Source organism: Pseudomonas sp. 10-1B (genome assembly GCF_000935045.1).
Classification (GTDB): Bacteria; Pseudomonadota; Gammaproteobacteria; order Pseudomonadales; family Pseudomonadaceae; genus Aquipseudomonas.
On sequence record NZ_JYKS01000011.1, the window covers coordinates 126,653 to 140,494 of the forward strand.

9 protein-coding genes and 2 pseudogenes are annotated in these 13,842 nt (G+C 59.3%); 2 read left to right on the forward strand and 9 right to left on the reverse strand.

Annotation, left to right across the window (positions count from 1 at the left end):
• Positions 1-15 precede the first annotated feature (15 nt).
• Positions 16-865: pseudogene (locus TZ03_RS08425) on the forward strand (SDR family oxidoreductase).
• 65 nt (positions 866-930) lie between these two features.
• Here the strand turns inward: TZ03_RS08425 and TZ03_RS08430 are convergent.
• Both TZ03_RS08430 and TZ03_RS08435 read right to left on the reverse strand, forming a co-directional pair.
• A pseudogene (locus TZ03_RS08430) lies at positions 931-1,648 on the reverse strand (alcohol dehydrogenase catalytic domain-containing protein); the annotation flags it as partial.
• A 144-nt stretch (positions 1,649-1,792) separates the two neighbouring features.
• A complete protein-coding gene (locus tag TZ03_RS08435) occupies positions 1,793-2,059 on the reverse strand; it encodes a hypothetical protein (RefSeq protein WP_051096986.1) in 267 nt (88 codons plus the stop codon).
• A gap of 441 nt (positions 2,060-2,500) precedes the next feature.
• On the opposite strand from TZ03_RS08435, the gene TZ03_RS08440 reads away from it, so the two are divergent.
• Positions 2,501-5,053, forward strand: coding sequence for an EAL domain-containing protein (locus TZ03_RS08440; protein ID WP_051096988.1), 2,553 nt, complete (start codon positions 2,501-2,503; stop codon positions 5,051-5,053).
• Positions 5,054-5,418: 365 nt separating this feature from the next.
• Here TZ03_RS08440 and TZ03_RS08445 read toward each other — a convergent pair whose 3' ends face one another.
• The 7 genes from TZ03_RS08445 to TZ03_RS08475 all read right to left on the reverse strand — a co-directional run bounded on the left by TZ03_RS08445 (position 5,419) and on the right by TZ03_RS08475 (position 13,805).
• Entirely contained in the window at positions 5,419-6,633 is a 1,215-nt protein-coding gene (locus TZ03_RS08445) for a multidrug effflux MFS transporter (protein ID WP_051096990.1), read from the reverse strand.
• 70 nt (positions 6,634-6,703) lie between these two features.
• Entirely contained in the window at positions 6,704-8,101 is a 1,398-nt protein-coding gene (locus TZ03_RS08450; RefSeq protein ID WP_053388414.1) for an OprD family porin, read from the reverse strand.
• A gap of 69 nt (positions 8,102-8,170) precedes the next feature.
• Positions 8,171-8,773 (reverse strand): TetR/AcrR family transcriptional regulator, encoded by a 603-nt coding sequence (locus TZ03_RS08455; protein WP_051096992.1) that lies wholly within the window; start codon positions 8,771-8,773, stop codon positions 8,171-8,173.
• Positions 8,774-8,821: 48 nt separating this feature from the next.
• Positions 8,822-9,706, reverse strand: a complete 885-nt coding sequence (locus TZ03_RS08460; RefSeq protein WP_051096994.1) for a fumarylacetoacetate hydrolase family protein — start codon at positions 9,704-9,706, stop codon at positions 8,822-8,824.
• Positions 9,703-10,809 carry a cupin domain-containing protein gene (locus tag TZ03_RS08465; RefSeq protein ID WP_051096996.1) on the reverse strand — a complete coding sequence of 369 codons (1,107 nt, stop codon included), beginning with the start codon at positions 10,807-10,809 and terminating at the stop codon, positions 9,703-9,705. Before TZ03_RS08465 ends, TZ03_RS08460 begins: the two co-directional genes overlap by 4 nt.
• Before the next feature lie 187 nt (positions 10,810-10,996).
• Complete coding sequence (locus tag TZ03_RS08470; protein WP_051096997.1) at positions 10,997-12,622, reverse strand: class I adenylate-forming enzyme family protein; 1,626 nt, start codon at positions 12,620-12,622, stop codon at positions 10,997-10,999.
• Positions 12,623-12,632: 10 nt separating this feature from the next.
• Positions 12,633-13,805 (reverse strand): CaiB/BaiF CoA transferase family protein, encoded by a 1,173-nt coding sequence (locus TZ03_RS08475; RefSeq protein WP_051096999.1) that lies wholly within the window; start codon positions 13,803-13,805, stop codon positions 12,633-12,635.
• Positions 13,806-13,842: the final 37 nt, after the last annotated feature.

The window sequence follows — 13,842 nt, forward strand, 5'->3', positions numbered from 1 at the left end:
GCAGGAGCTTCTACCATGCGCGATTTCCCTACTCCGCCATTTCCGACCCAGCCGCAAAGCGTTCCCGGTTCACAACGCAAGATGGATCCCTATCCAGATTGCGGTGTATACCGGCCACAACCGCCTGGAAGGCAAGATTGCGCTGATCACCGGGGCTGACAGCGGCATTGGACGGGCGGTCGCCATCGCCTATGCCCGCGAGGGTGCTGACGTTGCCATCGCCTACCTCAATGAGCATGAAGACGCGCAGGAAACCGCGCGCTGGGTCGAAGCTGCAGGCCGACAATGCCTCCTGCTGCCCGGCGATCTGGCGCAGAAACAACACTGCCACGACATCGTGGAAAAGACCGTCGAACAGTTCGGGCGCATCGACATCCTGGTCAACAACGCCGCCTTCCAGATGGCCCATGAGGCCCTGGAAGAAATCGACGATGATGAATGGGTGAAAACCTTCGATACCAACATCACCGCCATCTTCCGGATCTGCAAGGCAGCCCTGCCTTCCATGCCAAAGGGCAGCTCGATCATCAACACGAGTTCGGTCAACTCCGATGATCCATCGCCAAGCTTACTGGCCTATGCCGCGACCAAAGGTGCCATTGCCAACTTCACGGCGGGTTTGGCTCAGCTGCTAGGGAAGAAGGGAATCAGGGTCAATAGCGTTGCGCCTGGCCCCATCTGGACGCCTCTGATCCCGGCCACCATGCCCGACGAGGCGGTGAAAAACTTCGGCTCCAGTTACCCCATGGGGCGACTAGGGCAGCCGGTTGAGGTCGCTCCGATCTATGTGCTGCCGGGCTCCGATGAGGCCAGCTACATCAGTGGTTCACGGTACGCTGTCACCGGCGGTAAACCGATTCTTTGACGAAAAAGGAGGCTCGCCCAATAGGCGAGTCTCAGCCCTGATTCTCGAGACGAAATCACGGTCTGGGTAAGGTTTATGATCTCTTCCACAGCCTTCTGCTCGACAACATTGATTGGCGTTGCCCCCAACTGCGCGGCCAACTGCAGGCGATCCGGCTGGTTGTCGATCACGAACACCTGGGACGCCCCTTTGATGATTGCCGAGTGCGCCGCCATCAGCCCGACCGGGCCTGCGCCATAGATGGCAATGCTCTCGCCCGGCTGCAGACCCGCCAGCTCGGTTGCATGCCAACCGGTAGGGAAAATGTGTGAAAGCATCACGTAGTCATCTTCTCGCTCCTGTGCGTCCTCCGGCAGTACCAGACAATTGAAATCCGCATAGGGAACACGCAGCAACTCCGCCTGGCCACCTTGATAAGGCCCCATCTCGGCAAAGCCGTATGCGGCACCGGCAGCGCCTGGGTTGGCCGTGAGGCAGAAACCTGTGAGCCCTTTTTCGCAGTTCTCGCAGAACCCACAGCCGATATTGAATGGCAGACAGACCCGGTCACCGATCTTGACCCGGTCGACCCCCGACGCCCACCTCGATCACTTCACCCAGGTTTTCGTGCCCGAATACGCGCCCGGCTTCGAAAGTGGTGCGGCCTTCATACATGTGCAGGTCGGAGCCGCAGATGTTGGTCGCGGTGATCCGCACCAGCACATCTGTGGGTTTCTCGATGCTTGCGTCCGGTACATCCTTGACCGCGACGACACGTGGGCCGTTATACACAATGGCTTTCATGCTGAACTCCCTAATGTCAGGGGCGACAGAAAAGTGCCCTACCCTGTTCAGGTGTTCAGTGAGCATAGAGTGTTCAATGTGCTGGGTCATGAGCCGGATCAGTGGCGCTAATCATCATTGCTACGGGCATTGCGAGCGTCCAAATCAACGCAAAAGCCTTGAACAAGGATGGTAGTCCGCGCCGGCTACGGCTTTGAGTAAGCCGCGGTCGGCGAGCCGCCGCAGGTCTCGCCATTCGCGCCAGTCAATGAGCCCCAGGCGGTCCATCTCGTCGGCCTGGCGAAGCAACTCTTCGTGGTGGCTACTTGGGCAATCGCGCCTGCGCTCGACATCGTCATACAGCGCAAACCAACGGTTCACAGCAGCCAGACGACGCTGCTCTTGGGTGATCTGCTGGGTGATCGCGTTCATCTCGCCAGTCCTCCCCCGCTTTGACTGTCGAGCCTGCTGCCGTGGCAAGGTTCACCTGGGACAGGTCAGCGGTAGGACAGCCGCGCAGCCTCAACGCCCACCTCATCTTCGGAGCATCCGCCTTGTCCCGGCAGAACACACATCATCTGCATTGAACCCTTGCGCTTGACTGGCCCTGCGCAGTGATTGCAGTTGCAGCTGCGATTGCTTTGTTCCACTTCAAGCGAGGTGTGATTAAGGTGCTGTTCGCCTGCGCACCGGCCGGGCTGGCAGTTTACCTATTGCATGCATGTAACCAGAGGCTGTGCCCAGCAGTGCTTTTCAGTGTCCGTCGCTCAACGGCGACTAGGGGACTTGCGCCACCACCGATCGTCAGCTCCATCGACCTCCAAGCCTACGCCCCGGTCAACTTTGGGAGACCTTGACCGCGATGGTGAAACAATGGATGTGTTTGCTGACAATGAAATGTCGACCCGTAGTCATGTGGTTGGACAACTCATCATGGTGTTCTCCTTGATTCTACTGTTGGCCCTGTTGCTGGGACTGTTCTCCCTCTACCGCCTCGCCGAGGCGCTAGACGTTCGGCAAATGGAGCAAAGCCGCTTCCATGCTAATTCGGCCATCAACCAGTTGCAGAAGAACGACAGGACGTTCCTGCTGACCCATGCCGATTGGCAGGCCGCCTATGACCACTTGGGAAGACAGGTCGACACGCATTGGGCATACATCGAGGACAACGTAGGAACCACGCTCTTCACCTCCGATGGGTACGATGGGGTATACGTGCTCGATGATGACGGTACCCGGTATGCCATGCTGGAAGGCCAGCTCAGCGAGCAGGGGCTGGAGCTGCTTACCGCTAGTGCTGGCAAGATCTTGCATCTTGCTCGCCAAGCTGCGCAGCATGACCAGGCGACTTCAGGATTTATCGTATTTCGTGGCCTGCCGGCGGTGTACAGCGCTGCGCTAATTCGCCCTCAGGCCCAACCCCACCATCTGCCGGAACCGACCGCGGTGATGGTGTTCATTCGCGTGCTCTCGCCGAAGGTGCTGTTGGCGCTGGGCGAGTCGGCAGGGTTGTCCGGTCTGGCTGTAAGCGATTCGACCGATCTGCGTCGAGGGCGCGGTGCTCTTGCCCTCGAAGCCAGCGGTCGCGCCCTCACCTGGGATTTACCGCAGCCTGGTACCCAACTGATCCAGACAGTAATTACGCCCCTCGCTATTGCCGTGCTCCTGATTGCGCTGACCATTGCACAGTTCGCACGCTATGCGATGCGGGCCAGCACCAGGATCGATCGTAGCCACCGTGCCCTGATGATCTCCAGGGCCGCCCTGCAATCGAGTGAGGAGCGCTTCAAGGCCGTGGCCGAAGCCGCGTCGGACTGGATCTGGGAAACCGATGTGCTGCTGCGGTTAACCTACCTGTCGGACCGGTTTAGCGAACTCACCGGGCACCCCGTCGATGTATGGCGACAGCGCCCGATTACCGAGATGATGTCGTGTGATACCAGCCATCTCCAGACCTGGCTACACAGTCTGGCTACAACAGGCTCTTCCGGCACCCTACGCTGCCAGTACCAGGATCATCTCGGCCAACAGCGCATTTGCAGGATCGCTTCCCGCGCGATCGTGGACCAGAGCGTCTGCACTGGGTTTCGTGGCACTTGTAGCGACATCACCGACGAAGTAGCCGCACACGCCCAGATTCAGCATCTCTCGTTGCACGACGCCCTTACCGGTCTGCCGAATCGTAACAAGCTGTTCCGGTTCCTCGAACAAACCATGACTGGTGCTGGGCCGCTCCAGGTAGCGCTGCTGATACTGGATCTTGATAACTTCAAACCGATCAACGACAGCCTTGGGCATCCGGCCGGCGATGCGGTGTTGCTCGAGGTAGCCGGCCGCCTTGGTCAGGCTACGCGCGATAGTGACCTGGTCGCCCGCCTGGGGGGCGATGAATTCATTGTCGTAGTGACCCGGCCAGGCGATCACAGGGACATGGACCGATTCTGCATCCGCTTGATCGAGGCGATCAAACGACCCATGCGAGTCGAGGGCCATACCGTTCAAGTGAGCGTGAGTCTTGGGGTAGTGATGTCGGCCGAATATCCCGGTACGCCAAGCGATTTGATCCGCTACGCTGACGTAGCCCTTTACAGCGCCAAGCAGGCGGGCAAGAACACTTGGCGCTTTTTTTCGCCCCAACTGAATGCAGCATTGATGGACAAGCGGGTGCTGGAAAGCGAACTGCGCGAGGGCATACCGCGTGGCGAGCTAGTGCTGCATTTCCAGCCGCGCTTCAAGGTCGACGGGGTCTCGCTCGCTTCGGCTGAGGCCCTCGTGCGTTGGCAACACCCGCGCCTGGGTCTGCTACGCCCAGATCGTTTCATCCCGCTGGCCGAAGAGTCTGACCTGATTGTGCTGCTTGGGAACTGGGTGTTGCAGGAAGCCTGCATGAAGGCCCGCGGCTGGCCACAGGCGGTAATGGTGTCGGTAAACATGTCGCCGGCCCAGTTCAGCCGCAGCGATGTAGTTTGCGACGTGGGCGACGCATTGCGCGCCACTGGCTTGCCGGCCCACCGCCTGGAACTGGAAATTACCGAGAACGTCATGCTCAACGACGGTGAAGGCGCTCTGCACACCATGCATGCACTGAAGGAGCTAGGCGTGCGCCTGAACATGGACGACTTCGGGACTGGTTACTCCTCGCTGGGCTACCTACGTACCTACCCATTTGACAGCATCAAGATTGACAAGCGCTTCGTCCAGCATCTGGGCAAGAGCGGCAGCGACCGTAGCGTGGTCCAGGCCATCATCAATCTTGGCAACGCAATGGGCATGACGGTGACTGCCGAAGGTGTCGAGACCGCCGAGAAACTAGCCCTCCTTAGCGATGACCAATGCCATGAAGTGCAAGGTTTCCTGCTCAGCAAACCGCTGGAAAACGAAGAGCTGATGGGGATGATGAGAGAGCGAATAGCGTCAGCGCATTAATTTCTCGCAGGGGTGTCAGCGAAGTCCGCCTTGGTCCCAGCAGCCGCTATTGACGGTTAACCCAAATGCTATGCAGGTCCTCCTTGCTCCTAGCTACAGAGCCACTACGCTACACTGAAGTCCAATGTGCCCCACCTCGACAGCAGTCAGAAATCGCCATTCTCGATCGCGCATGCCGCTGGGGGTATCGAGGGTATTTTTGGGGTACATTTCTATTTTTTGGCTGCATAAAACCCGGCTAGAGCGCTGTCCAAATGTTCTTCGGCGATCCAGGCAGTCTTTAGTCACCGTCGGGTCTAGGAACGCCAACCATAGTGGCCGTTGGAAAAGCAACGGACAGCCGAAACGCAAGCCTCTCTACTGCCTCATACATTGGGAGCAAAGGGAGAGCTCTGGACTTTCTCCTGCCGTAGCGCAACGCGGAATCCAATGTGCGCCATCACCACAGCCGCCAACAATACCAAGGCTGCGGACAGCGAGGGATCGGCGCCCAGTGAGACGAGTGAAGTACTGATTGCGCCCGCAGTCATCTGTATGAACCCGTACAACCCGGCTGCCGATCCGGTGATGTGAGGGTTGACGCTCAGTGACTTGGTCAACGCGCAAGGCCCGCTCAAACCAATGCCACAGCTGAACAGGAAAATCAGTGCCAGCACGGCAGGAAGGCTCAGGTAGCCCAACAGAGTCAGGATCACCAACACAGAGCTGCTGGTGATGCTCAGGACATTGCCACCTTGCAGCAACTGGTCGATCGACAGTCGACGGCTCAATCGGCCCGTCAGCGCATTGCCCAATGACATGCCCGCGATCATCAGCCCAAGGTAGATCCCGACCTCATGCAACGGCCGATGCAGTTCGGTGACGAAAATGAAAGGGGCTGCGGCAATGAACGCGTAGATGGAAGTGGTGGCCATTCCTCCGCCCAAAGCGAACCCCAAAAACCGCGCAGAACCTAACAAGCGTCTGTAGTCGGCCAGTACGCTCCGGACATTGAGCTGCCCACTTGGCCGGGTTGTTTCGGGCAATAGATACCAACAGCAAAGCAACGCAAATGAACCGAGCCCGGCCAGTACGACAAAAATGGTCCGCCACCCTAGCGTGGCAGCGATCAAACTGCCCAGAACAGGCGCAAGCCCTGGGCCGATCATCATCATCAAACTCAACAACGCCAGGCGAGGAACTACGTTCTGCGAGTCCGAGGTATCGCGTACGATCGCACGCCCCAAGGCCAGCCCGGCACATCCGCCGAGCGCCTGCACCAGCCGGGCCACCACCAGTACATGCAGATCGCTGGTCAGTGCCGCGGTCACGCTTCCGGCCAAATACAGCGCCAGCCCGGCCATCAGGGCGGGCCGGCGACCGATTGCATCCGAGAGCGGGCCGTAGACCAACTGCCCGACAGCCAGGCCGATGATGTACATGCTGATGGTCATCTGCACCTGCCCGGCCGTTACATGAAGCTCTGCCGCCGAATACGGCAGTGCCGGCACGAACATGTGCATGGCCAGGGTGCCGCTCATGGTGACCATTACCAACAGCCACATCGGCGGCAAAGGCTTGGGTCGTAGCGCAGTTGTCATCGAATCGTCCTGTCACCGGTGAACCAGCTCATGCCTCGGGTTTGCGGCAGACAGGCTGCCGGTTATGTGGTCAGAAGATACTCATCGGATATTCGATGATCACCCGGACTTCGTCATGATCAGGCCAGCGGGTACCTGTGCTCGCACGATGGGTCGACTGCCTGACCCGAATGCTCAGGTCTTTCGCCTTGCCCGATTGCACGACGTAGCCGACGTCGATATTGCGTTCCCATTCCTTGTTGTCCTTGGCATCGGGATCATAATTGCCAATTCGCCGGTAAAAGGGGTTGTTGCTGTTGGAGTTGTCCATTCCGTCACCCCGGATATAACGGGCCATGAACGTCAGGCCCGGCACGCCATAGGCGGCCATGTTCAAGTCATAGCGCAGCTGCCACGACTGCTCGTTGGGCTCGCTGAAAGGCACCACCGCACCGGCGTTGGTGAGGTAAACCGCACCGCTTTGCGTACCTTCATAGGCCACCCAGTCGAACGGTTCGTCGCCGTCAATCTTCTGATAGCCCACAGAAATCTTGTGCGCGCCGAAGCTGTAGCCGGTCAGGAACGACCAGGACGTGTTATCGATTTCACCCCCCCTGGCCTTGCCGTAGTCGTGGGTATCGAACACATTGAAGGCAAATGACAACGCCGTATTGGAGGTCAACGGCATCACATAGGTGGCGTTGGCGTAGTACTGTCGCCAGATGTCCTTGAGCTGGTCGCCATACAGCATGAAGCTGAGCTGTTCATTGACCTTGTAGCTGCCCCCCACATAATCGACCGCACGAGCCGGCGGCAGTACGGTGTAGTCCGTAGTGATTTCGCCGTCGTTGTGGCTGGAGTCGGTACTGCTGGCTGCGGTGAAATGTCCGGCTTGCAGGGTGAGTTTGTCGAATTCGTTACTGACCAGGCTGAAACCTGTAGCAGTACTGGGCAGCAAGCGGAACTGGTTCGATGAAAAGACCGGCACATTGGGCACTTGCTCACCATATTTGAGAACAGTTTTTGAGATTTGCATCTTGAGCGCCCCGCCCAGCTTGGAAAACTCCCGCTCCGGATGACCGTCAGCTCCCCAGGGCACGAGGCTGGTGCCGGTCGTGCCCCCGCCACCGTCGAGTTTGACCCCCACCATGGCGAACGCGTCCAGGCCGAATCCGACAGTGCCCTGAGTGAACCCTGAGCGGTAGTAAGACATCAAGCCTTGCGCCCACTCGGATCGATATCCGTTACGCTCGGACACCGGCTTACGCGAGTTGGCGCCCAGATTGTTGCGGGCGCCGTTACGCATGTCGCGATAGAAATAGAAGTTGCGGTTGAGCAGATCCAGATGGCTGTCTTCGATAAACCCTGCCGAGTCGGCTTGACTCGCCATGCTCACACCACTGGCGCAGACGCCGAGCAGCAGGCCACACACTTGCCAACCCGTCGCACGGCACGCGCGCAGGGCCTGGGGAACGTTGATCTTTTGCATGTGCTTATTCACTCTTATTGTTGTTAGGAAAAGCCTTGCACGCGATACAACAACATTCGCGGTATTGCCCTAGACAGTGACGCTGCGGACGGACTCGGGATGCCCTACAGAGGCAACGCCGGTCATGCCCTGAACGCAACGCCACAGCAAAACTGTCAGATGCCCGGAACTCACCCCGTCCAGTTCTGCCTGTACGCTCATACCCACCATCAACCCGATGAACAATCGGGCACTGGTGACCACATCCTCGACAAACAACAACCCCCTCTCATGCCCTGCACGCAGAATGAGCACCAGTTCATCCCTGTAGTCATCCATCAGCGAATCCACTTGCCGGCGGGCATCCGGTTCAAGGGAGCGCCGATCCCACTGCAGAATCCGCTGCTCATCACGACGCGCAGACTGAAAGCTGACATACACCTCGATGAACGCCTGCATTTGCCTGACAGGCGACCGTCGTGACGAGATCTGCAGGCGCCAGTCGTGCAGCAAGTCTTCCAGATATTCCACCAGCACCTCGACCAACAGTTGTTGCTTGCTGCGATAGTGGGCATAGATCGACCCGGGCTGCAGGCCGCAGGCATTGGCCAGCGCCCTGAGGGACATGCCCTCGAATCCGTCGCTGGCAATCATGCGTACCGCGTGAGCCTTTATGGTCTCGATTCGGGACATGACGACTCCTGATGCACCGACGACCAACGCCGCCGAACCTGTCCGCCGTTAATAGGCGCGTGGAGAACGGCTCTGTGCCTGAGTCACATCCAGCGCCATTTCACCGATCATTTCGATAGCAATCCTGACCCGATCTCCTGGAGCGAACGGACCTACCCCTTCAGGGGTACCGGTGGCAATCACGTCCCCGGGATTGAGTGTCAGCACCGAAGAAATCAGCTCGATCAGTTCCGCGATGTCGACAATCATGTCCCGCGTATTGGCGTCCTGTTTGAGAACGTCATTGACCCAAAGCCGGTTGCTCAGATTCTGCGGGGCGGGCACCTCGTCGGCGGTTACCAGATAGGGCCCCAGTGGCGTGAACGTGGCGAACGACTTGCGCATGGAGCGCTCTTCTTCCGCAACGCCAGGCTCGATGCGCATGGTCGCGTCGATCAGGCAGCTGTAGCCGAACACGTAGTCCATGGCTTCTGCCCGGGGTACGTTGCGTGCCTGCCTGCCGATAATCACCGCCAGCTCGGATTCATGATCGAAGCGGCGCTCGGAGCCGTAAGGCAGAATGATGCTGTTCCCTGCTCCGACCAGCGAACCGGGCGCCTTGAGAAAGAAGCCTTGTTCACGCGCGGTACGCCCTTTACTGACTGAACGCATTCCAAGCTCCCCCACATGCTTGCGGTAGTTGGCGGGAGCCGCGAACACGTGAGAGGGACAGGGGCTGGGAGGCAGCAAACTAACCGCAGACAGCAGTTTTGGCGCAATATCCGGCAGCATTGCCCTAACCTGCTGCTGCACGTCTTGCCAGTGACCGATCAACCAGTTCATGCGCTGCTGCGGCATGGCGCTGAGCGCGTCAGGCACCACTGTCGTGATGTCGAATATCTGATCTTCGACCACGACACCCACTCGATACTCATCGAACACTGCCAGTTTCATTGTTCCGCTCCCATGATTTGATGGCCGTCGCCCTGCACCAGCCCTTCCTCTCGATAAAACCCGAGCGCCTTCATCGTCGGCGTGTCGTCGACCTCGAACAGCAACGCTTCCTCGGCTCCCTGATTGATGTGTTGATGCCAGGACCACGGCGCGATTGCCAGAAAGTCTCCGGCTGCCCAGTCGTACTGCTGGCCGTTGACAATGGTCGAGCCCTCACCATGAAGCACGCAGTACAGCTTGCTGCCGGTATGCCGCCGCCGACTGCCCTGAAAACCAGGACGAAGCTTGAGCAAGCTCATCCCCAGGGTTTTCATCGCTGATCCGCCGTTTACCGGATCCTGGTACTCGAGCACGACATCCTCATAGGGATCAGGCTGTAGACCTTCGGCCATGCTCAGGGCGCGCTCAGCCTGCTGCCTTGGGTACACCAGCAATGGATTGACCGAGGTCGGATGCTGCGCACGCGGGCTGCGCATGATGCCGCTGCCGAAGGCGCGCCACGAGTGCTCAGGCACAGCGTCCACCGGCTGCATCTGCTGGTCGTACGGCTCGAAAAAGGTGGCATGCAGCGAGCGGGCAAGGCTGATGTCCAGAACGTCGAGCCAGATCATCGGCTCATCACCATGGTGCACGTGATCGTGCCAGGCCATGGCCGGCGTCAACACCAGGTCACCTTCATGCATCGAATACATTTCGCCGCCGACGGTAGTCGTGCAGCCTGATCCCTTCAAAATGAAGCGAAAGGCACTGGCGGTGTGTCGGTGGGCCTCGGCCACTTCGCCCGGCAGGATGTACTGGATCGACGCCCAGAAGGTGTGGGTTGTGCCGAACGGCAGTCCGGGATTGGCCAGGCGCAGGGTTCGGCGCTGTCCGCCGGAGCCGATGGCAATGGCCTGCCCGACCCGTTCGAGCAGGGGTTCCAGATCTTTCCAGCGCCAATGCACGGTCTGCATCGTCGAACAGGGTTCACGGGTAAACAGAGGCGGGTCGTCCGGCTGGTGAACTCGGCAGTCGAAACGTGCCAGATCTTCTTTCAAGGCCTGACGAGCCTGGCCATCCACCATCGATGGTTGCGCGGTGGATCCGGTTGCAGGTGCACTCATTATTGTTGTCCTTTTATTAATTTGTAAAAGGTTGAACCATTATAAAAAGACCCACGAATGATTCAAGGCCCCGAGCGGCACTATTCGTTGTTTTTTTCTGGGCTCAGACCAGTCGGCGCCGCTAGGTACTGAGCGCGACCGTTGGACCGATCACGCGATGGAGCGGCACATGCAAAAGGTTCAGTGCTCATCGCGACTGCTCCTCAAGCCATTGCACCAACACGTTCTTCTGCACCTTGAGCGAGGCGCTGCGCGGAAACTGCTCGAAGACCGCTGCGCGCTCCGGCCACGCATAACGCGCGACGCCTCGACGCTCGAGCCAGTGGCACAGTTCCTCAAGACTGATCGTTGCGCCGTCGCGAGTGATCACACAGGCACAGGCCCGTTCACCGAGGCGCTCATCGGGATAGCCGACCAGTACTACATGTTCGATGCGCGGATGGGTGGCCAGCACTGCCTCGGTGTCGCCAGGGTAGATATTGACGCCACCGCGGCGAATCACGTCCTTTTCCCGAGCGACGTAAACCACTTGCCCCAGAGCGGTGAGCCGGCCCAAATCGCCTGTGCGCAGCCAGCCGTCCCGATCCAGGCACCTGGCGGTCAGCGAAGGGTTGCCGTAATAGCCCAGAAAGCAGCAGGGACCTCGGACCAGAATTTCACCCACCTGCCCTGCCATCACGTCAGCCCCCTGGGCGTCGACGATTCGCACCTCGTTACCCGGCAGCGGCGCGCCATCGGACTCAAGCTGGCTTGCCAGGTCGTCTGACGGTCGTGAACTGGCCAGGCCAAGGCATTCGGACATGCCATAGGCTGCAAACGGCATGGGGCAAAGCCGGTCACGAACGGCCATGCGCTGATCTGGCGACAGGCCGCTCATCGCACAATGTTTGAATGACGTCAGATCGAGATGATCCAGCAACGGCGAATGCAACAGATCATGAACGTGAGTCGGCATCAACAGCCCGTAAGAGATGCGATGCCGCGCGATCAACTGCAGGGCCTCGTCACCGTTCCAGCTACGCATCAGCACAGTGGTCACACCCAGCACCCCGCACGCCAGCATACCGAATACGGCGCTACCGACGAATCCGAACTGCGCAGCCACCAGACACACATCATCGTTGCTAACCTGCTGCGCCCTGGCGCGCTGTTCAATGGCAAAGCGCAAGGTGTTGGCCGAGTGCATGACGCCCTTGGGCGTACCGGTGGTTCCGGACGAGTACACCAGAAGTGCCAGCGCCGCGGAATCGACGGGCGAATGCCGCCAGACAGCGTCGCTCCCGGCAAGCTGCGACCAACTGACGGCTTCACTGCCCTGCACGCTGTCGTGCGGCACAACGATAGCGGTACGGGTCGATGCCGAGCGAACGCCTTCTACACACTGGGCGATTTCTCTGGGTTCGCCCAGGGCGATCATCATTCGGGCATTCGCATTGCCACAGATCGCCGCGATCTGTGTGGCAGAAAACATCGGTGGCACGGGCACCATGACCGCGCCGAGGCAGGCACAGGCCAGCATGCTCAACGTGGCCTCGATACTGTTGCGCCCATGGATCAGCACCAGATCCCCCGCCCGCACGCCCTGCCCGCGTATGCCTGCGGCCAGTCGCGCAGCCTGGTCCCGCATCTGGACAAAGGTCAGTGTGCGCTCCTGTTCGATAAGCGCAACCTTGTTCCCGTGACGATCGGCCACCTCGCTCACGCACGTCCACAAGTCACCTGTCCGCCAATAGCCTTGACGGTAATACTCCAGCAGGCGCTCGTTCTGCAGGCTGGCGCCAGTTTGCAATGACAACTGTTCTGCCTGATTCATGTCGCGAACCTCAGCCTGCCACACTGGGGGCGGTGGGCCGTACGATTTCGAATTCGACGAATACTTCCTCGGTGTGCTGGCCCAGCACCGGCGGTGGGGTCCGGGTGCCGGGCGGCGTATCGGAGAGCTTGATCGGATTGGTGATGAGCTTGAATTTGCCCGAGAGCGGGTGATCGACTTCGACCACCAGGTCACGCTGTACCCGCGGGCTTTCAAACACTTCAGGGAACGTGAGTACCGGCGAATACATCACGCCAGCCTCGAGCAGCTTTGCATCCCAATAGGCCATAGGCCGTCTGGCGAATGCCCGAGCCACGCCCTGGTCGACGATCTCGCGGTGCGCCAGCCTGCCCTCCTTGGTGGCCAGGCGCTGATCGGCTACCAGCTCCGGCGCTTCCAGGGCTACAGCCAGCGTGCGCCAGAACTTGTCGGTATGGGCGATGATCATGATGAAGCGATCATCGGAGGTCTTGTAGGTGTTATAGGGCACGATCTGCCAATGAGCGTTGCCGATCCGTCCCGGTGTTTCACCGGTGCTGAAGTAATACGCGTCCCGGGGAATCATGCTGAAAATCGTCGCGTCCAGCATCGACAGATCAACCAGTTGCCCTTTACCGGTCTTGTGGCGGGACTCAAGCGCCGCCATCACACCGATGGTCGACAGCAACGGCGTAATCAGGTCGCTGTAAGGCATGCCCGTTTTCAGCGGCCCGGTCTGATCGTCGCCAGTCAGCTGCATGATGCCGCTCATGGCCTGTACCACCGGGTCCATGCCGGGGCGTTTGGCATCAGGACCTTCTCTGCCAAAGGCCGAGGTGGAGCAATAGATCATGCGCGGGTTCAGCGGTTTGAGTGTTTCGTAGTCGATGCCCAGTTTCTTCGCCACGCCGGGGCGGAAGTTCTCAACGACAATATCGACCTTCGCAGCCAACTGGTGCGCCACCGACTGCCCCTCGGCGGTGGTCAGATCGATGACGACGCTGCGCTTGTTGCGATTGAGGGTAAGAAAATACACCGCATCTTCGCCAAGGAAGGTTTCCCCGGTCTTGCGCATGGTGTCGCCTTCCGGAGGTTCTACCTTGATCACATCAGCACCGAAATCTGCCAGCAGCATGGTCCCGAACGGACCATTCATCATTTGCGTGAAATCCAGAACTTTCAGCCCTTCCAATGCACCTGCCATAACGTTGTCTCTCCTGGGCGCTCGATATTTTTATAAT